Genomic DNA, 19,849 nt, shown 5'->3' with positions numbered 1-19,849 from the left:
GGAGCCCGGCTAGCTCGGATCTACATCGGCATTAGCATGGGCATTGAAGCCCGGCAGGCACTTATTTCCCAGGCAAGAAGGTATCTTCCAGATAGTGAATTGAGGTCTCTCCCTGGCGCACCTTAGGATCGTCAAGCAGCGCCTTGAGCAGGGGCACATTGGTCTTGATGCCGGTGATCACCAGCTCATCCAGGGCGGTGCGCATGCGGGCGATTGCCTGGGCTCTATCGTCGCCCCAGGTGATCAACTTGGAGATCATAGCATCATATTGGGGCGGCACACAGGCGCCGGGTGAGAGATGAGACTCCCAGCGTACTCCCAGGCCGGCGGGCACCACAAGCCTGTCTATCCTTCCAGGGGAGGGGGCGAAGCTAATTGGGTCTTCGGCGTTGATACGACACTCGATGGCGTGGCCCTGGGGTTGGATTAACGGCTCTTGCAAGGCAAGGGGGGCGCCCTGGGCAACTAGCAGTTGCTGCGCTAACAGATCGACTCCGGTCACCATCTCTGTGATGGTGTGTTCTACCTGAATGCGGGTATTCATCTCCATGAAGTAAAACTCACCATCCTGATAGAGAAACTCCAGGGTACCGGCGCCGCGATAGCCGATGGTCTGGCAGGCCTTGATGCAGCTCTGACTTATCTGCTGGCGCTGCTCATGCGTTAATCCTGGGGCTGGGGCGGATTCGATCACCTTCTGCTGGGCTCTTTGCAGCGAGCAATCACGCTCGCCGAGTGAGATGCAATGCCCCAGATGATCGCACAGCACCTGCACCTCGATATGACGCGGCCGGGTGAGGTATTTCTCCAGATAGACGCCGTCATTGCCGAAGGCGGCCTCGGCCTCCTGGCGGGTGAGGGCGATGGCCCCAAGCAGCCCTGCCTCATCCTCGGCGACCCGCATCCCCTTGCCGCCACCACCTGCGGTGGCCTTGATGATCAGCGGGTAACCTATCCGAGCCGCGACCTCTAGGCTGCGGGCCTCATCTTCGCCTAGCAGGCCGTCTGAGCCGGGCACGGTCGGCACGCCAGCCGCCTTCATGGCGGCGATGGCACTCACCTTGTCGCCCATCAGGCGTATGGTGTCGGCCTCTGGGCCGATGAAGTGAAATCCGCTCTCTACCACCTGCTGGGCAAAATCGGCGTTTTCGGCCAGAAAGCCGTAACCCGGGTGGATGGCATCGACCCTGGCGAGATCGGCGGCGCCTAGGATGGCGGCGGTGTTGAGGTAGCTATCTTTAGCGGGGGCGGGGCCGATGCAGATCTGCTCATCGGCGAGTCTGAGGTGGCCGCTATCTTTGTCGGCGCTGGAGTAGACGGCGACCGTCTTGATGCCCAGCTGGCGACAGGCGCGTATGATGCGCAGGGCAATCTCGCCGCGATTGGCGATCAAGACCTTGTTGAATCGACGCGTCAAAGCCGTCACCTGAGCCTCCTGGAAATTGGTTTTGCCTCTATTCGATCATCATCAGGGGTTGATCGAATTCGACGCCATCGCCGCTCTGGCAGAGAATCGCGGTCACCACCCCAGAGTGAGGCGCCTGGATCTGATTCATCATCTTCATCGCCTCTATGATGCAGACCGGCTCGCCCTGTTCGACCCGCTGACCCAGTTTAACCAAAGGGGCGGCATCGACCGCGGGGGCGAGATAGAAGGTGCCCACCATGGGGGAGCGCAGCAGCTTCTCCTCGTCATATTCTTCCTGTTCGGATGCTTCCTCGACGCTTGGCTGACTGGCGAGGGTGACGTTAGCGCCTTGCGCATTGGGTGCTGTGGCTGACTGACGGCAGAGGCGAATCGACTCTTCACCCTCCTTGATCTCCAGCTCTGTGATATCCGATGCCTGCACCAGCTCAATCAGTTTCTTTATCTTGCGAATATCCATGGCGGCGTTACTTCTCCTGATTGGCTCTGACGCGGGCGATGGCCGAGTCCAGCGCGTAGCGATAGCCCTGCTCACCCAGGCCGCAGATGACGCCGACCGCCTTGTCGGAGAAGTAGGAGTGATGCCTGAAGGCCTCCCTGGCATGAACGTTTGAAAGGTGCACCTCGATAAAGGGGATGGCGACGCCGAGCAGGGCGTCTCTAAGTGCCACGCTGGTGTGGGTGAAGGCTGCGGGGTTGATGATGATGAAGTCGGCTTCGCTCTGGTGTATGGCGTCGATCAGCTCATGCTCTGCGTTGGACTGAATATGTTCCAGGCTGGCGCCTTGCTCGGCAGCCTGCAGCTTCAGCTGCTCGACGATCTGCGCCAGGGTATGATGACCATAGTGGCCGGGTTCGCGTCGGCCAAGCAGATTGAGGTTAGGGCCGTTCACCAGGAGAATTTTCACTGCTTTACTCATGCACAACACCTTATGGATTCAGTCTTTTAAGTCAGATACCTGCAACTTAGCACACTTATCGGCGATTTTGGCGTCTCGTTAGTAAAAATCAGCTTGCTGGAAAGACTTTATGATTAGAACTGTTTCTGCCTGAGGGCCTTGGTGGCACCGCGCTGTTTCTTGGCATCGACTCGCCTACGCTGGCTGGCCTTTGTGGGCTTGGTGGCGACACGTTTCTTGGCGGTGTGGCCGACGCTGGCCACCAGGGCAATAAACTGTTCCAGTGCCGTCTGACGGTTGGCGTCCTGGCTGCGACTGGCCTGACACTTGATGATGATCTTGCCGCTTTTGGTGATGCGATGGTCGGCCTTGGCGAGCAGGCGTTGCTGATAAAACTCCGGCAGCGAAGATTGGCGAATGTCGAAGATCAGCTGGGCCGCGGTGGAGACCTTGTTTAGGTGCTGGCCACCGGCGCCACTGGAACGGATGAATTGCCATTCCAGTTCGTTATCGGCTAATTGGACGCGCTGAGAGATCTTTATCATCTGATTAAGGTGTCGACATGTTCGGCTTATTTGATCTAGACCTGTATCATTGGCCCGTCAAAATGTTGCAAAATGGTCGCCAAATTAGGCGCCTTCTCGGAGTGTGAGTATGTTATGTCAAATCGCCGATATCACCAATGGGGTGATCAGTTTATTTGCCAGCGGGCGATTGTCGACCCAGGACTATTGCAACAAGATAGTCCCCATCATAGAGGAATATCAGCAGGCCTCGGGCAAGGTGTGTCTCTATATCGAGGCAGATGTGCTGCTGGAAGGCTGGGAGAGTCAGTCGCTCTCGGGCGTGGGTGAGCTGCAACTGCCCAGGTTCGATGCCTTGGTGCTGGTGGGTGGACCCGATTGGTTTGGTAACGCGGTGCGTCTTATGGGCCCCTTTATGCAAGGGGAGGTGGCGTGGTATGCTCTTGAGGATAAACCCCAGGCTATCGAGTGGATCACCGCTAAACTGAGTTGTCCGATCGATCAGGAGTCATAGACTCTAGGACTGGTACTCTTACTATCTGACATCCTTAAGGAATCTCTTCATGTTAAAATCTTCACTCTCTCTGACGTCTGCCGCGCTGGCCTTAGCTCTGATGGCATCGCTTTCTGGTTGTGCTCCCGAGGTAGGTAGCGAAAAGTGGTGTAAGCAGATGGAAGATAAGCCTAAGGGTGACTGGACGGCCAATGAAGCCGCCGACTACACCAAGCACTGCGTATTCAAGTAATGGCGTAGCGGGTGGCAAGTGTGATCTGGCTGGCATGACGGGACGAATCTCCTGTTAATTTAGCGATAGCCGTGGAACTATTTGCCACCCCTTGAGTCTGATTACTCGACCTTTTTACGCTTTTTCCCCTTTGGAGTTTGCTTGAGTCGCTTCTTTCGACAACTGGTTCACAAGATTGCCTTGATGATGATCGCCGTAGTCGCACTGCAGTTTGCAGGGGCGAATCTTGGCGCGCATCAGTTGCATCTTGGCAGCCATGAAGAGGAGAGCGAAACCCATCCCCATCTGCAGTTTACTGCCGAAGTGGTGAGCCTGGCTCAGTGTGTCGATTGCCAATGCGCCTTCGATGAGCCCGAGCTAGAGACGCCACATCAACACCAGATCAGCAAGACAGAGACTCAGACCTTCGATCTCTGCCTCGACTGCCAGTGTCATGGTGGTCACGTGACCTTAGTGTCTCAGCTGGCCCTGACCCCTTCTGTGCCCGTGAGCGATGAACCCGCGAGCGCCAGATTGCACTACCTGCCACCAGAGCAACAAGCGGCTTATCGCCCACCTATCTATCTTTCTTAATCTTCTGAAAATAATGCCTTTTCAGGCCCTGTGCATGGCGCGGGCACTGTTGGGTTACCGTTTTTTATCGGGCGTTCTCTGTTAACTGCCAGCCCTGGGCCGCGGTGAATTATCTTGCCGCGGGTCGATGCTGTGCGTTTGCCTGCCTAGCTATGGTTAACCATGCCTTGGCAGGCAGCAGAGAAGCCTGATCCTTAAGATTAGGAATTGCGATGAGAAAGAGCTTAATCGCCACCGCATTATTGGGTGCCATATGGGGCGCGCCACTGTTCGCCGAAACCCTTTACTCAGAAGCGGGAGAAATTGCACCGGCCCCCCTGCTGGCGCAGCTTGATCAGACTGGTTTTCAGGGCTGGCTCGCCCCCTTGATGAGCAAGGTGAATCAACTGCCTGAGCTCCAGGCGCAGCAGGCCAAGGTTCGTCAGGCCAGGCTCTTGGTTGAGGCCGCAGACAGGCCCGTCTATAACCCCGAGCTGGGGGTGAACTACCAAAATGCCAGCGAAGATACCTATACCCTGGAGGTGAGTCAGACCCTAGACTGGGGCGACAAGCGTGGGGTGGCGACACGTGTTGCCCAGCTCGAGGCCGAGATCTTGCTGGCCGATAATCGTCTGGCTCGCAGCCAGCTCTACGGTGACCTCCTGATGGCGCTGGTGGAGCAGGCTCAGCAGGCGAAATTACTCGCCTTTCAGGGACGTTTGCTAGAGAGCGCCAAACAGCAGGTCGCCATCGCCAAGCAGCAGTTGCAGGCGGGGGCCCTGTCACGGGCCGAGCTGCAGCTGATGCAGCTGGATCTGGCCAGTAAGGCCGCAGATCACGCCGCTGCAGAGCAGGCCTCGCTGGCCGCCGATGCCAGCGTGCTCAGCCGCTTTGGCGAGCTGGAGCTGCCCTTCGCCGAGTTTATCGGCGCCCTCAGCATAGAGGCGAGTGGCGAGGTTGGCCCCGAGCTGCCCGCCCTGGCCGGCGCCTACCAGCAGGTGATGATGGCCAAGTTGGCCAGCCAGCAGATGGCGGCAGATACCAGCGCCGATCCCAGTATCAGCCTGAGCGCCGAGCGTGAAGGAGAGGAGAACAAGCTGGGGCTGGGGCTGTCGATCCCGATTCAGATCCGCAACGATTATCGCGAGGCCAAGGCCGCGGCCGGAACCCAGGTCGCCATCGCCGAGCAAGATTATCTGGCCCGTGAGCGTAGCCTCACCCAGGCCGCCAAACTTTTTCACCTAAGCCTGCCCAGGCTGCAGCAGCGTTACCGCGAGTGGCGTGAGTTGGTGCTCACCTCTGGCGCCGGTGTGCAGGATGCCCTGTCACAGCAATGGCGTGCGGGCGACATCAGCACCAGCGACTATCTGCAGGGGCAGAGGCAGCTGGCCAGCAGCTATCTGGCGGGGCTCTCCCTCGAGAGCGCCCTCTACCGCAGCTGGCTCGACTGGATGGGGCAGAGCGGTCAGCTCGAGAACTATCTGCAGCGTCAGCTCGGCCGTGAAGGCGTTTAGTCGCGCTAAGGCGCTAAAGCTAGCGAGCACATTTTAGCGAGCAGGCTTTAGCAAAACGGATAAAGAATTTAGGTGAAAAGTATGAAAAATCAATCAAATAAAACACGTTTCCTACAGCTAAGCCCATTGATGCGGGCCATGGGCTTCGGCGTCTTGATGAGTATGACGGCCGTGGGTGGCGTCGCCCTCGGCGCCGAGGGCCACGATCACAAAGCAGAGTCAGCCAAGGGGCAAGTGTCCCAAGAGCAGATACAAGATCAAGGACAAGAACCGGGCCATGGCGATGGCGATGAAGGCGCTCATGGTAACGAAGAAGCCCATGGCGACCAAGAAGCCCATGGCGGCGAGCTAGTGCTCAGCGAGGAGCAGCGCCAGTTGGCGGGGATCCGCGTGGAGCAGGTGAGCAGTCAGGGCTTCAGCCTGGCCGCAGTGGCAACTGCCACCCTGGTGGTGGACAGGGAGCGCACCGTGACCCTGGCGCCTCAGCTGGATGTGCGGGTGTTGGCGCGCCATGTGGTGCCGGGACAGGAGGTCACCAAGGGCCAGCCTCTGTTGACCCTGGGGGGCGCAGCCGTGGCTCAGGCCCAGGCGGACTATATCAATGCCGCGGCCGAGTGGGGCCGGGTGAAGCGCATGAGTCAGAGCGCGGTGAGTGCCAGTCGTCGTCTGCAGGCGCAGGTGGATGCAGAACTCAAGCGCGCCATACTCGGCGCGCTCAAGATGACGCCTACGCAGATCAAGGCGCTGGAGTCTGATCCCGAGATCATTGGCAGTTATCGGCTGTTGGCGCCGCTCGACGGCCGGGTGCAGCAGGATGTGGCCATGAAAGGCCAGGTGTTCACCGGCGGCACGGCCCTGATGCAGCTCACCGACGAGTCTCACCTCTGGGTCGAGGCGCAGGTGACGCCGACCCAGTCTCAACAGATCAAGGTGGGCAGTAAGGCATTGGTGAAGGTGGGCGATTTTAGCCTGGAGGCCGAGGTGATTGGCCGCTCCCATGAGATCGACAGCGTCACCCGCACCGAGCAGATCCTGGTAGCTTTCGCCAACCCGGGCCATGTGCTGCATGCAGGTCAGTTTGCCGAGATCTATCTGGCAGATAATAACCAGGACGGGGTGATATTGCCCGATGCGGCGCTGACCCGCGGCGGTGACGGCGACTGGCAGGTGTTTGTCGAAGAGGGCGATGGCTTTGAGGCCGTGGAGGTCGAGGTGAGTGAACGCCAACGTGGCATGAACCTGGTGCAGGGGTTAAGCCCTGAGATGCGGGTGGTGGTCTCGGGCGCCTTCTTCCTGGCCTCTGAGCAGGCCAAGTCAGGCTTCGATATTCACAATCACTAAGAGGTAGCCCTAATGCTTCAGAAACTTATCGATAGCGCGATACGCAATCGGCTTCTGGTGGTCCTGGCGCTGCTGTGTGGTGTGGTAGCCAGCGTCGCCATGTTACCTAAGCTCAATCTCGATGCCTTTCCCGATGTCACCAATGTGCAGGTGACGGTTAACACCGCCGCCGAGGGGTTGGCGGCCGAGGAGGTGGAAAAGCTGATCAGCTACCCGGTGGAATCGGCCATGTACGCCCTGCCGTCGGTGACCGAGGTGCGCTCCTTGTCGCGCACTGGCCTGTCCATAGTGACAGTGGTGTTTGCCGAGGGCACAGACATTTACTTTGCCCGTCAGCAGGTGTTTGAGCAGTTGCAGGCCGCCAGGGAGATGATCCCTGACGGGGTGGGGGTGCCCGAGATAGGCCCCAACACCTCTGGGCTGGGGCAGATCTATCAGTACATACTGCGGGCCACGCCTGAGTCCGGCATAGACGCCGCCGAGCTGCGGAGCCTCAACGACTATCTGGTGAAACTCATCATGATGCCGGTAGGGGGCGTGACCGATGTGCTCTCCTTCGGAGGCGAGGTGCGGCAATATCAGGTGCAGATAGAACCCAACAAGCTACGCAGCTATGGCCTCTCTATGGCCCAGGTGACCCAGGCCCTTGAGAGCAATAACCGCAACGCCGGTGGCTGGTTTATGGATCAGGGACAGGAACAGCTGGTGGTGCGGGGCTACGGCCTGCTACCCGCTGGCGAGGCGGGCCTTGCGGCGATTGCCCAGATCCCACTCACAGAGGTGGGCGGCACGCCGGTACGGGTAGCCGACATTGCCAAGGTGGACTTTGGCGCCGAGATCCGTGTGGGCGCGGTCACCATGACCCGCCGCGACGATGCCGGGACGCCACAGGCGCTGGGCGAAGTGGTCGCCGGCGTGGTGCTTAAGCGTATGGGGGCCAACACCAAGGCAACCATCGACGATATCTCGGCCCGAACCGCCATGATAGAGCAGGCGCTGCCTAAGGGAGTCTCCTTCGAGGTGTTCTATGACCAGGCGGATCTGGTGAACAAGGCGGTAGAGACGGTGCGCGATGCCCTCTTGATGGCTTTCGTGTTTATCGTGGTGATCCTGGCGCTCTTCCTGGTAAATCTGCGCGCGACGGCTTTGGTGCTGCTCTCTATTCCCGTCTCCATCGGCCTGGCCTTGATGGTGATGGCTTACTTTGGCATGTCGGCCAACCTGATGTCCCTCGGCGGGCTGGCGGTGGCTATCGGCATGCTGGTGGATGGCTCAGTGGTGATGGTGGAGAACATCTTCAAGCACCTGACTCAACCAGATAGAAGGCATATCGATCAGGCCAAGGCGCGCGCCTCGGACGAGTGCGACCCCTATCATGGCGAGGAAGATGGTCAGGGAGAAGGTGAGCGTAGCGGCATTGCCCTGCGGGTGATGCTGGCCGCCAAGGAGGTGTGCAGCCCCATCTTCTTTGCAACCGCCATCATCATAGTGGTGTTTGCGCCACTGTTTGCCTTGGAAGGGGTGGAGGGCAAGCTGTTTCAGCCCATGGCGGTGAGCATCATCCTGGCCATGGTGGCGGCGCTGTTTGTCGCCCTGATCGGCGTGCCAGCTTTAGCAGTTTATCTGTTCAAGCGTGGCGTGACCCTGAGGGAAAGCCCGGTACTCAAGCCGGTGGAGGCCCTGTATCGTCATCTGCTCAGTGCCACCATGGGCAGGCCCAAGTTGGTGCTGTTGACGGCTGTGACCCTGTTTGGCATCAGCATGGCGCTGCTGCCGAGGCTAGGTACCGAGTTTGTGCCCGAGCTTGAGGAGGGCACCATCAATCTGAGGGTGACCCTGGCGCCCACGGCCAGCCTGAACACCTCGCTGGATGTGGCCCCTAAGCTCGAGGCCATGTTGATGACCTTCCCCGAGGTCGACTATGCCCTGAGCCGTATCGGCGCCCCGGAACTGGGGGGCGACCCTGAGCCTGTGAGCAACATAGAGATCTACATCGGCCTCAAGCCGATCGAGGAGTGGGAACACGCCGAGACCCGTCTCGAGCTGCAGCGCAAGATGGAAGAGAAGCTAAGCGTCTTTCCCGGCCTGCTGTTTACCTTCTCCCAGCCCATCGCTACCCGCGTCGATGAGCTGCTCTCAGGGGTGAAGGCCCAGCTGGCGATCAAGTTGTTTGGCCCGGATCTCGAGGTGCTCTCCAGCAAGGGACAGGAGCTCAGCGAGCTGGTGTCGGGTATCGAGGGCGCGGTGGATGTCTCCCTGGAGCAGGTGTCCGGCGAGGCCCAACTGGTGGTGCGTCCCAAGCGCGATCTGCTGGCCCGCTATGGGATCAGCGTCGATGAGGTGATGAGCCTGGTGAGTCAGGGCATAGGCGGCGTCAGTGCCGGGCAGGTGATAGACGGCAACGCCAGATACGACATCAATGTGCGTCTGGCGAGCCAATATCGCAGCGCGCCCGATGCGCTCAAAGACCTCCTGCTCAGCGGCGTAAACGGCGCGACCGTGCGCCTGGGGGAGGTGGCCGATGTGGTGGTCGAGATGGCGCCACCCAATATCCGCCGTGACGATGTGCAGCGCCGGGTGGTAGTGCAGGCCAACGTGTCGGGACGCGACATGGGCTCTGTGGTCGAGGATATCTATGCCATAGTGCCTCAGGCGGATCTGCCGCCGGGTTATACGGTTGTGGTCGGCGGTCAGTATGAGAACCAGCAGCGGGCTCAGCAGAAGCTGATGCTGGTGGTGCCCATATCCATCGCCCTGATCGCCCTGCTGCTCTACTTCTCTTTCGGCTCTATAAAGCAGGTGGGCCTGATCATGGCCAACGTGCCGCTGGCGTTGATCGGCGGTGTGGTGGCCCTCTATGTCAGCGGCACCTATCTTTCTGTGCCTAGCTCCATCGGCTTCATCACCCTATTCGGGGTGGCGGTGCTCAATGGTGTGGTGCTGGTGGACTCGATCAACCAGAGGCGCGCCTCGGGAGAAGCCCTCTACATCAGCGTGTATGAAGGCACAGTGGGACGCCTGCGCCCCGTGCTGATGACGGCGCTGACCTCGGCGCTGGGGCTGATCCCTATCCTGCTGTCGAGCGGCGTGGGCAGCGAGATCCAAAAGCCGCTGGCGGTGGTGATCATAGGTGGCTTGTTTAGCTCTACCGCCCTGACGCTGCTGGTGCTGCCGACCCTGTATCGCTGGCTCTATGAGACCAAGGCGCTTAAGGGCGACAAGGAGTTGGAAGCCTTAGACTAGCTTTTTACATCAAGATGAAGTGATTCGATGGGGCCAGGGAGGGCCGGAGGCAGCGGTGTTTTCAGTTTGCCATCGCAGTTGCGTCTCCTTGGTGACGCTCTAGGGCACAATAAGTCTTCTTTTCCATCTCTCGCTATTCCTAACCTGTAGTGAGAGGCTAAAGGGGGAGTATTCTCGAGTGAGCACGCGCGGCAGGACGCCGCGCCTTTTTGTTTCTTCATTTTACTGTCCGGCGGCACTCAGCCTTCTCTTTCCGCATGCCCTTCGTGGGCAATTTCCAGTCGACAAGAAACCGTTAAGCCAGGCTATTGATATGGCCCTTTTGTGCGAATTTAATTTGATGTGTAACTAATGGTTTGGGGTTTGTTGGCACCTCACTCTGTATAAAACCTATTCATTCTGTAAGTTTTAAGTGAAATGTGTTAAGTTTTAGCGACTAACGCTTAGGGTTGACTCAAGTTTTTTTGGATCTGGGTCACACCTCTGCTGTCGCCGATAATAATACTAATAACTCTTCATGATTAGATGGCTAATCATTATAGCTCGATGTTTATGTCGCTTGGTTAAGCCTGCGAGGGCTCATCTCTCTATGGCGAATATTTCCATTTGACTGAACTCCCAGGAGGCTTTTGGCCTAACTGCCACCTGGTTTCTATACTCATGATGTTGATGGCAGCTTGAAAGCAGAAAACTAAATAAATCAAAGAGGATGAATGATGATTCGCTATACACTTGCAGCCAGTTGTATCGCGCTGGCCCTGAGCGCTAATGCCGGCGCCGCCACGGTAGACGAAGAACTTAAGGCGCTGAAGGCGCGTATTGAGCAGTTGGAAGCCGAAAAGGAGCAGGCGCCCGAAGAGAAGGAGATGGACAAGTCGATCAAGTTTGGCGGTGCGGCTCGTTTCCAATATTCCTACGAGGATTATTCCGACGCCAACACGGATCGCGGCGGTGATTTCGACTTCGATCTCTTCCGTATCGACGTGAACGGTAATCTGGATGACGTTCTCTTCTCTGCCCAGTACCGTTGGTTCGAGTATATGAATGTGATTCATCACGCCTGGGTGGGTTACAACTTCGACGATGAGCAACAGGGTAAGATAGGTGTGACTCAGGTGCCCTTCGGTATCCTGACCTATGCCTCGAACAACTACTTCTTCAGCTCTAATTTCTATCTGGGCCTGGAAGACGACTATGATTTGGGTCTGAATTACACCTATAAGAGCGATAGCAACCGACTGGATCTCGCCTTCTACAAGAATGATGAGCAGGGTGGCCTGGACGGCTACGTGTCGGACCGCACCCACAGATATGCCTATGACGTCGTCGGTGTTCGCTTGGCGGGCGAGGGGATATACGATGCGCCAACCGCGGGCTATGCCGCAGGCGAGAAGAATACCTTCAACGCCCGTTACAGCCATAACTTTCAATTCGATGAGGTTAAACTTGAGCTAGGCGTGTCGGGTCAGATGGGCCAACTTGAGATAGAGAACGGCACAGATGGTGACCAGGTTGCCGCGGCGATACATGGGGTGGTCAACTATGATCGCTGGAACCTCAAGCTGCAGCTCACCGACTACAAGTATGACGTAGATGGCATGGACGTGGAGCGCATGGTGGTTGCCGCCTATGCCTTCTATGACTCTATTCCAGCCGAGGCGACCAGTTATGTGGCGGACTTAGCCTATAGCCTGCCGGTGGCGTGGGGACCTGTGTCAAACCTGACCTTCTACAACGACTACTCGCTTGTTACCGACAAGCCAAGCGGTCAGGAAGATACCTTCATGAACGTGACTGGGGTGGCGGTCACCGCCGGTGGCCTCTATACCTATTTCGACTTCGTGGTGGCCGAGAACCAGCCCTTCATCGGTGGCTCTATGGTAGGTGATGGCGGTACCAACAAGCGCTTTAACATCAACTTCGGCTACTACTTCTAGTGGTCTAGTGTGAGCCAATAAAAAACCGCATCTTGTGATGCGGTTTTTTTGTGTCGGTCAGCTGAGGCGTAATAGCAAACCTTAACTGTCGCTCAAGGCATAGCCGCCTTTGAGGTGGGCTATCTTGTCAAAACCGAGTCTATGCAGCGCCTGGGCCGCCACTAGTGAACGGCTGCCGCTGCGACAGACCAGCACCCATTCGGCGTCGCTCTCCTGCTTGTGTTCCTGCACGAACTGCACCAGCCTAGTCATAGGCACGTTGATCGTCTGCTCGCTCAGGCTGCCCAGCTCATGTTGCAGGGCGTATTCGTGGGGCTCACGAATATCCAACAACTTAAGCTCAGGCGACTGCCCCACCTGTAGCTGGAGCGTCTTGCTGTCGTACTCTTTCACCTTGGCCTTGCTGCAACCTCCGGTATAGGCGCCGCAGATGATCTCGCTGCCGGCTTCATCCTTGAGATGGGTATCCAGTCTCGCTTTTTGCTGCTCAAACTGCGCCAAAGAGATGGTGCCGTTTATCGTCTCGTTAAGGAGCGGATTGACTCTGAATTCGGCGGCGAAGCTGGTGGTGAACTCGTTGTTGTAGTCGTGGCTCGGGCAGAGCAGGGTATCTTCACCAATCAGACTGTGCAGCAGCTTGAGGCTGTTGTACATCTGCTTGGCGCAGCTGCTGTCGAAGTTGGTGCGCCCCAGGCTACCCATGAGGATGAGATCGCCACAGAAGGTGTAGAGTACCTCGCCTAGGGGTGAGCACAGCAGTAGGCTGATGCTGTCATTGGTGTGGCCAGGGGTGGCGAGCTTCACCAGAGAGAGTTGTCCCAGGGAGATTGCCTGCGCCGGTCTGGCGCCTATCTCGATGATCTGGTGATCCTCTGGCCAACCAAGGTGATCGCTGGTCTGTTGTGGCAGATACCTGGCGGCTAATGCCACACGGCCGGAGACATGATCGGCGTGGCCATGGGTGTCGATGAAGGCGATAGGCTCGAGCTGCTGGCACTGTAACAGGGTGTCGATACGCTGATCGAGTTCAGGCAGAGGGTCGATAACCACCGCCTGTTTGCTCTCTTGGTCGGCGTAGATCCAGCTGCAGCTGGAGCCGGATTTAAGCTGTACCAGGCCGTTAAGCGGTTTTTTATCTGTTGTGGCATCGTCTGTGCTCAGGGTCAGGCAGCTGTTGCCTAGGGCATTGGCGGCCGACTGAATACGCTCGCAGGCCTGCTCCACCTCAGATTGTGTCATGGCCGGGCCGAAGGATAGACGAATGGCCGACTCGCTCTGCCAGGCCGGGAGGCCCATGGCATCGAGCACGAAGCTGCGGGTGACCTTAGAGCTACAGGCAGAGCCTGAGCTGACGCGGATATTGGCGGCGTCGAAGAGATCCATGATCTCCTTGCTGCTAAAGCCGGGCACGGCAAAGTTTAGGGTGGTGGGCACGCTGTTGTCGAAGCTGTGATTAAACACCAGTGTCGGGAAGGCGCGCTTCAAAGCTTGGGCCAGCTGCTCGCGGTAATCGGCAAGGGTCGACGGGCTATGGAAGGCGCTGTCCTGTTCTGCTAGCAGCATGGCAAATACTTGATTAAGGGCCGCCATGCCCGGTAGGTTCTCTGTGCCCGATCTCAGTCCGCCTTCCTGACCCCCGCCTGCGATGAAGGGCGTGAAGGGGGCACCATCACGAATATAGACGAAGCCGATCCCCTTGGGCGCATACAGCTTATGACCGCTGAATGGCGCGTAGTCTATGCTGGTCTGCGCCAGCGCTAAGGGGCGCTTGCCCAGGGCCTGGACGCAATCTACCATCCAGAATACCTCGGGGTTGTGCTCGCGAATGCAGGTGTCGAGTGCCTTTAGATCTTGATATACCCCGGTTTCGTTATTGACCGCCATGGTGCAGATCATCAGGGCGTTGGGCACCTCTCTGGCGATGAAGTCGAGATCCAGTGCGCCCTTGTCGTCGACGGGAATCGCCTTGAGCTCGGCGCCTATCTCCAGCAGTTGGTTCCAGTGGGCCAGTGAGTTGGGCACCGCCTTATGTTCGGTCGCGCCATAGAGCAGGCTGTACTGCTTGTTGGGGTCCAGGCTGGCCTTGGCCTTGATGAGGGCGGAGAGAATGGCGGTCTGTATGCCTTCGGTGGCGCCGCTGGTAAAGATGATCTTGCCCAGGCCACTTCCCAGGATCTGTTTGGCACGCAGGCGGGTCTGTTCCATCAGACTCTTGGCTTTCAGGCCAGTGATATGGCTGCTCGAGGGGTTGCCGAAAAGTTCTTCCATGGCGCCCAGTGCCGCCTTGGCTGCCTGAGGCAGTACAGGGGTGGTCGCGTTGGCGTCGAGGTAGATCTGGCTAAGCTGGGATGTGTGATGCATGGGATACTCGCTTCTTGCTGTTTTTATTATTAGAAAAAATTCCCATATAACAAAATAGTATATGTAATTCGATGTGGCTATATTAGCAGCTTGTGAGTATTGATCAAGATCATGTTTTTAGTGTCGGCTGAGGCTGGTGAAGTATCGCCTGTATGCAGAGGAGTGATGACGGAGTCAGGCACAGCAGGGCGAAGCCGGGTTACACTGTGTATCAGGCGAGCGGAAGGTATTGCCAGGAATAAAAACGCCCGCAACAGGCGCGGGCGTTAACAAATAGTAGAGATCGACAGACTCTAGATTCTTACCTTGATGACGACCTTTCTCACCTTTTGCGGCGTCGCCGACACGCCCGGCATATGCATGTCCTGGGGGAAGAAGAGGGCAAACATGCCGGCCTTGAAGGGAATAAAGGCGGCGCGCGCCTTGTTCGACTCATAGTCATACTCGGCGTAGTCGTGTTTGTCGTAATAGGGCTTGGATGGCGTCTGATCCGCCAGGGGCAGATAACCAAACTCCTCCTCGCCGCTCACCACATACTGCACGTCGATATATTTGCGATGCACCTCGAAGGGCTCAACCTCTCTGGGTTTAGTCTCATAGTCGTTGACGATGACAAAGATATCTTTGCCGTCCAGCTCATAGTTGCCCACCGGCAGTTGAGTAAAATCTGTCTCTTTGAGGTGTTGCAGTGCCTTGGCAATGCGCGGTCCCAGTTGGGTGTAGTGTGCCAGGTTATCTAAGGTGTCTAAGATCATGATTGGAAGCTCAGGCTTATAAAGAGCCGATAGTGTAGCAGGCTTTTTGCCCGGCAAGGTAGCCTGGGCTAACGGCCTATTCATCCTAATCTTAGCGCTTAGGCGGGGGAATATTGCAGCTCTCCCTGAAGGCCTGCCACCACTCGACGTGTCTGCGCATCTGGGCTTTGAGCTGCTCCGGCAGGGCGCCTGGCTGCTCGCCGAAATGGTGCTCTATGAAGGTCTGATAGCCGCTGTCGCCAAAGAGGGCTATCAGCGGCTCGCTCAGGCGATAATGCAGCTGATTGAGCTGCGACAGATAGGCCTGAGTCTGGGCTAGATAGTACTTATGAAACACATTCTGCAGTATCTCCTGTTTGCGATTGGCATGACCGGGTCGACAGACGACCGACGCGCCGTGTGCCTGCAGATAGTCGTTGAGGGCAGTGAGCTGCGCCCGACTATAGGCGAGGGATCTCAGGTATCTCTGCAGCAAGGTTTGGTGGGCCATCTGGGCGAGGGTGGGTTCAATCTGCGTCGTGTCTATCTGCTGCCACCGGCGCTGCTTGATGTGACGTTTGATGGTCAGCAGCTGGCCGATTGCCGACTCGAGCTCTAAGCGACCGGCGTGCATCTCATCGAGCACCAGGGAGTCGTAGCCGATAAACAGGCTCCTGGTGATGCTCTTATCTCTGGTGAGCACCCGATGAAAGTAGGTCATCGCGTTGGCTTGTTTCTGCTCGAGGGCCTGTTTCAGCTTGGTCTTGAGCTCTCCCTCTTCTAAGGTGTCGATGCAGGTGGGGGCCAGTTGGATAAACCTTATCTGGTAGATGAGTTGCTGGCTGTCCGGCGCCACCTTGCCTAGTGTGCTGTTGTGATCGGCGATGAGGTGGCCCAGTGGGCAATGGCCCAGCGAAAGCGTCTCGAGTATCGAGATGGTGGGTGAGGGGGACTCCTGTACCTTAGGTCTGGTGACTTGTGTCGGCAAGAAAGAGGCTGGAGAGTAGGGCTGTTCGATCACATGGGCGAGTCGCTGGCTGTAGTCTTGCCAGAGATAATCCACATCCTTGGCACGTTGACACCCAAGCAGCAGGGAGAAGCCGATCAGTAGGAGTCCTTTGAACAAGAAGGCGCGAATCTGTGGCAAGTTGCCTCCTTTGATGATCCCTTGGTGTTACACGTCTTCGTCTTGCCCTAGCTCTCGCGTTTCCAGGATGAGACGGACACCATGGGCGCCCAGGCATTCTCTTAATCGAGCGGCGAGTCTATGGCTGAGCGAGAGGCTAACGCTAAGACGTTCGCTGTGTGTCACTATCTCTATGCTGCCGGGCCTTGCATGGCAGCTGATAATATCGGTATAGGCGATCTGGGTCTCCTTGCCAAGGGGAGCGCTTCCTGTGAGGGGGATATTGATAAAGGCGAGCGCGCGAGGCATGAAAACGATCTCTTGTTTAAGCAGGGCGACAGCCCAGATGAGCATGGCGAGGCAGTAACCTATGAAGAGGAACCATTGGTCATCGAAGGCGCTCAACCAAAACTGTTTTATGATAAACAGGCTGGCCGTCAGTGTGATAATGACGTAGGCGAGTGTTTGATAGGGTTTGATTTTTACCGTGTCGTCCATTTATATCCTCAGTGACTTCCTGCCACAGGCCTATTTTAATCGCGCTGACAAGTTTAGTGCAATTCTTATAGAATGGCGTCAGGCGTATACAGATGAATTCAGGGAGCAGAGTCAGTTGCTTAAGTTACGTTTTCTTGCCGGGCCTAAAGCCTACAAACAGATCGCCGAGCAGGGACTCAAGCCCGAGCTCTTTACCCAGGTGTTGGCAGCCTCTGGTGGGCCCAAATGGCTTGGCATTGCCGCATTGGATAAGTATTTATTTGGCACCTTCTTCAAGGCGAGAAAGACCCCGCTCTACACCCTGGGGGCTTCTTCGGGGGCCTGGCGCCTGGCCTGTTTGGCACAGCAGGAGCCGCTGGCGGCCTATGAACGCTTGGAGCGTGAATATATTGGTCAGCGTTACGAGACCAAGCCTACGGCGAGCGAGGTGTCGCACAAGGTAGCCGGTATCGTCTCGGGCATCTTGGGGGCGCAACAGGGAGCGGATATTGTCGGCAATCCCGTGATTAAGAGCCATTTCATCGCCTGTCGTGGCCGCCATCTCAACCGCCTGTCACATAGAGCGGCACTCGGTGCAGGCCTTGCCACCACAGCGGTGAGCAACTTGCTGAGTCGCCGCACCCTGGGCTGGCACTTCGAGCGTTATCTGTTTGGCAGTGGCGGCGCAGCTTCCCCCTTTAGCGAACTAAAAGATCTGCCGGGCCGACATCTGGCCCTGACCGGGGAGAACATAGCTCAGGTCTTGCTGGCCACCGGCTCCATCCCCTGGGTGCTGGCGCCTGTTGAGCGCATCGAAGGCGCCCCAGCCGGGCACTATTACGATGGCGGCATCACAGATTATCACTTCGACCTGCCCCTGGCCCATGCGCCCGGGTTGACCCTGTATCCCCACTTCTATAGCAAGATTCTGCCCGGCTGGTTCGACAAATCCTTGCCTTGGCGACGGGCAAAACACAACTATGACAACGCCCTGATTCTGGCTCCTAGCGAGGAGTATTTGAGCCAATTACCCTATGGTAAGCTGCCGGATCGAAATGACTTTAGCCGCCTCGGCAGCGAGGAGCGGATGCGCTATTGGCGACAAGCGGCACAGATGAGTGAGGTGCTGGCAGATGATTTAGATAAGGTATTAAAAAGTGGCGATATTATGCGTCACATTAATGCGTTCTAATGAAGAGGCTGCAACAAAAGGGATTCTTTCGGGGTCTAATAAGCGAAGGACCTGGTATTTTGATTGGCATGGCATCGCCGATCCAATAATGGCGTTTCAAGCAGTAATTGTGACAACTGCTACACTTTATCATTATTGCTCCTTGGTTATTTTTTAGTCGCACTGACTCGACACTCACGGCGATCACCGACCAAGGGGGAGGAGGTTGCTATGTTGACTCAAGAGATGGCGTTGATCACCCGCGACGAACTACTTTTGCCCGACGGCAGAATAGAGATACGAGTGGCGGGGCCTAGCAGCTTGAAACTGATTGCCGAGGTGCTCAAGGGTCACTTCCCCCTGGCCTTTGCCATGTCCCGGCCTCAGGCCAATCCCCCCTGTTATCCGCTGGCGACCCAGTGCGAGATCATCGATTTTAATCAGCTCGAAGACGATTGTTTAGGCCTGGTGCTTGAGGGCAAGCAGAGGGTGAAGATCTTCTCGGCGGCCAAGCGGAAGGACGGTAACTGGATCGCCAGGACTCTGAGTTGCAGCAATTGGCGCGAAGAACCCATCAAGGGTGAATTTGAGCTAATCAGCGCCGCATTAGAGCAGTTCTATCTGGTTAACCCAGCCCTGCAGGAGCTGTATGGCGATCTGCATCTGGAAGATGCGACCTGGGTCAGTCAGCGCTGGCTAGAGGTGCTGCCCCTCTACAATCGTGACAAACAGGTGCTGGTCAATCAGCCCGACTGTCACAAGACGATGGATTTCGTTTTGGAGTTGATCAAGTCCCACGCTGGGCAGTAATTTGCTCTCATCTGGGCCGCAAATTTTGGTACCATGGCCGCTCATTCATCTTTAGGCCTTTCTGTCATGGTACGCGCGGCTCAAGCCTCCTTCGTTGTCTTACCTCAAACCAATCATCCCCCGGCGAGTGTTTACGACTATTTCTGTCAGCGGTTCGATAATATTTCCGCCGATGTCTGGACAGCACGTTTCATGCAAGGCAAGGTGCATTGGCAAGATGGTCAGCCGCTGGAGCTCACCACTGGCTATAGGTCCCAGCAGAAGGTGTATTACTACCGTGAGGTCGCCCATGAGGAGATGCCTCCCTATAACGAATCGATTCTGTATCAAGATGAGCAGATAGTGCTGGCCAACAAGCCTCACTTCATGACTCTGCATCCGGGTGGTCAGGTGATCAATCAGTGTCTAATCAATAGGTTAAGGGAACGTACTGGCTGCGAGCAATTGATCGCAGCTCACCGTCTGGATCGTTCTACCGCGGGTATCGTCTTACTGGTTAAGCAGAGCGACAGGCGCGACGCCTACCATGGCCTGTTTCGAGATGGGCAGATCACCAAGGAATATCAGGCCCTGGCGCGCATCACCCCAGAGCTGATGGCGGAGCACCTCGCCGGAAAGCTCAGCCTGCCCAGACGCTGGACGGTGAAGAATCGTATCGACAGGGGCACGCCCGGCTTCACCATGCGCATCGTCGACGGCGAGGCCAACAGCCACTCTGAGATCGCCCTGGTGAGCATAAAGGGGGAGATAGGCCGCTTCGAGTTGATGCCGATCACAGGTAAGACACATCAGCTGCGCCTGCACATGAACTGCCTGGGGATGCCGATCCTCAACGATAATTTCTATCCCAAGCTATTACCCAGAAGCGATGAGGATGTCGCCCAGCCGATGAAGCTGCTGGCGCGCCGGCTCGCCTTCACGGATCCTGTGACAGGGCGTAGGCTGGATATCTGCCTGCCCGAACTGTCGCTTTAGCCGAGGACTTAGT

At 57.1% G+C, this 19,849-nt stretch carries 18 protein-coding genes; 10 read left to right on the top strand and 8 right to left on the bottom strand.

Going from position 1 to position 19,849, the window contains the following annotated elements; genetic code table 11:
- Positions 1–61: 61 nt before the first annotated feature.
- From accC to arfB, 4 genes are all read right to left on the bottom strand, one after another.
- The gene (gene accC / locus GNT65_RS04010; protein WP_281213764.1) at positions 62–1,426 is read right to left on the bottom strand and encodes an acetyl-CoA carboxylase biotin carboxylase subunit; all 1,365 of its coding nucleotides are present in this window, start codon (positions 1,424–1,426) and stop codon (positions 62–64) included.
- 28 nt (positions 1,427–1,454) lie between these two features.
- Entirely contained in the window at positions 1,455–1,886 is a 432-nt protein-coding gene (accB, locus tag GNT65_RS04005) for an acetyl-CoA carboxylase biotin carboxyl carrier protein (protein ID WP_160793817.1), read from the bottom strand.
- A 7-nt stretch (positions 1,887–1,893) separates the two neighbouring features.
- On the bottom strand, positions 1,894–2,346 hold the full coding sequence (aroQ, locus tag GNT65_RS04000) for a type II 3-dehydroquinate dehydratase (RefSeq protein WP_160793816.1): 453 nt from the start codon (positions 2,344–2,346) through the stop codon (positions 1,894–1,896).
- A 113-nt stretch (positions 2,347–2,459) separates the two neighbouring features.
- Positions 2,460–2,870 carry an alternative ribosome rescue aminoacyl-tRNA hydrolase ArfB gene (gene arfB / locus GNT65_RS03995; RefSeq protein WP_160793815.1) on the bottom strand — a complete coding sequence of 137 codons (411 nt, stop codon included), beginning with the start codon at positions 2,868–2,870 and terminating at the stop codon, positions 2,460–2,462.
- A gap of 109 nt (positions 2,871–2,979) precedes the next feature.
- Here arfB and GNT65_RS03990 point away from each other — a divergent pair, with 109 nt between their 5' ends.
- The 7 genes from GNT65_RS03990 (at position 2,980) to GNT65_RS03960 (ending at position 12,182) form a co-directional block, all read left to right on the top strand.
- Entirely contained in the window at positions 2,980–3,363 is a 384-nt protein-coding gene (locus GNT65_RS03990; RefSeq protein WP_160793814.1) for a SpoIIAA family protein, read from the top strand.
- A gap of 49 nt (positions 3,364–3,412) precedes the next feature.
- Positions 3,413–3,595, top strand: a complete 183-nt coding sequence (locus GNT65_RS03985) for a DUF3012 domain-containing protein (protein ID WP_011867156.1) — start codon at positions 3,413–3,415, stop codon at positions 3,593–3,595.
- Between the two features lie 141 nt (positions 3,596–3,736).
- Positions 3,737–4,168, top strand: coding sequence for a hypothetical protein (locus GNT65_RS03980; RefSeq protein WP_160793813.1), 432 nt, complete (start codon positions 3,737–3,739; stop codon positions 4,166–4,168).
- Between the two features lie 212 nt (positions 4,169–4,380).
- Positions 4,381–5,661: a TolC family protein gene (locus GNT65_RS03975; protein ID WP_160793812.1), complete on the top strand. Its 1,281-nt coding sequence runs from the start codon at positions 4,381–4,383 to the stop codon at positions 5,659–5,661.
- 81 nt (positions 5,662–5,742) lie between these two features.
- Entirely contained in the window at positions 5,743–7,002 is a 1,260-nt protein-coding gene (locus GNT65_RS03970; protein ID WP_160793811.1) for an efflux RND transporter periplasmic adaptor subunit, read from the top strand.
- 12 nt (positions 7,003–7,014) lie between these two features.
- Complete coding sequence (locus GNT65_RS03965) at positions 7,015–10,245, top strand: efflux RND transporter permease subunit (RefSeq protein WP_160793810.1); 3,231 nt, start codon at positions 7,015–7,017, stop codon at positions 10,243–10,245.
- 716 nt (positions 10,246–10,961) lie between these two features.
- The gene (locus GNT65_RS03960) at positions 10,962–12,182 is read left to right on the top strand and encodes a carbohydrate porin (protein ID WP_160793904.1); all 1,221 of its coding nucleotides are present in this window, start codon (positions 10,962–10,964) and stop codon (positions 12,180–12,182) included.
- A gap of 81 nt (positions 12,183–12,263) precedes the next feature.
- On the opposite strand, the gene GNT65_RS03955 is transcribed toward GNT65_RS03960, so the two are convergent.
- The 4 genes from GNT65_RS03955 to GNT65_RS03940 form a co-directional block, all read right to left on the bottom strand.
- On the bottom strand, positions 12,264–14,543 hold the full coding sequence (locus GNT65_RS03955; RefSeq protein ID WP_160793809.1) for an aminotransferase class V-fold PLP-dependent enzyme: 2,280 nt from the start codon (positions 14,541–14,543) through the stop codon (positions 12,264–12,266).
- Between the two features lie 293 nt (positions 14,544–14,836).
- Positions 14,837–15,298 carry a NanQ anomerase/TabA/YiaL family protein gene (locus GNT65_RS03950; protein WP_160793903.1) on the bottom strand — a complete coding sequence of 154 codons (462 nt, stop codon included), beginning with the start codon at positions 15,296–15,298 and terminating at the stop codon, positions 14,837–14,839.
- Positions 15,299–15,389: 91 nt separating this feature from the next.
- A complete protein-coding gene (locus GNT65_RS03945) occupies positions 15,390–16,424 on the bottom strand; it encodes a DUF3080 family protein (protein ID WP_160793808.1) in 1,035 nt (344 codons plus the stop codon).
- A 27-nt stretch (positions 16,425–16,451) separates the two neighbouring features.
- Positions 16,452–16,901, bottom strand: a complete 450-nt coding sequence (locus GNT65_RS03940) for a hypothetical protein (protein ID WP_160793807.1) — start codon at positions 16,899–16,901, stop codon at positions 16,452–16,454.
- Positions 16,902–17,016: 115 nt separating this feature from the next.
- On the opposite strand from GNT65_RS03940, the gene GNT65_RS03935 reads away from it, so the two are divergent.
- From GNT65_RS03935 to GNT65_RS03925, 3 genes are all read left to right on the top strand, one after another.
- Positions 17,017–18,072 carry an alpha/beta hydrolase gene (locus GNT65_RS03935; protein WP_160793902.1) on the top strand — a complete coding sequence of 352 codons (1,056 nt, stop codon included), beginning with the start codon at positions 17,017–17,019 and terminating at the stop codon, positions 18,070–18,072.
- A gap of 210 nt (positions 18,073–18,282) precedes the next feature.
- Complete coding sequence (locus GNT65_RS03930) at positions 18,283–18,861, top strand: LON peptidase substrate-binding domain-containing protein (RefSeq protein ID WP_160793806.1); 579 nt, start codon at positions 18,283–18,285, stop codon at positions 18,859–18,861.
- 66 nt (positions 18,862–18,927) lie between these two features.
- Positions 18,928–19,836, top strand: a complete 909-nt coding sequence (locus tag GNT65_RS03925) for a pseudouridine synthase (RefSeq protein WP_244952089.1) — start codon at positions 18,928–18,930, stop codon at positions 19,834–19,836.
- The last annotated feature ends 13 nt before the right edge of the window (positions 19,837–19,849 follow it).

The organism is Shewanella insulae (assembly GCF_009831655.1).
Lineage (GTDB): Bacteria > Pseudomonadota > Gammaproteobacteria > Enterobacterales > Shewanellaceae > Shewanella > Shewanella insulae.
The sequence above is the reverse complement of the archived record's forward strand: the minus strand, read 5'-3'. Positions and strand labels throughout refer to the sequence as shown.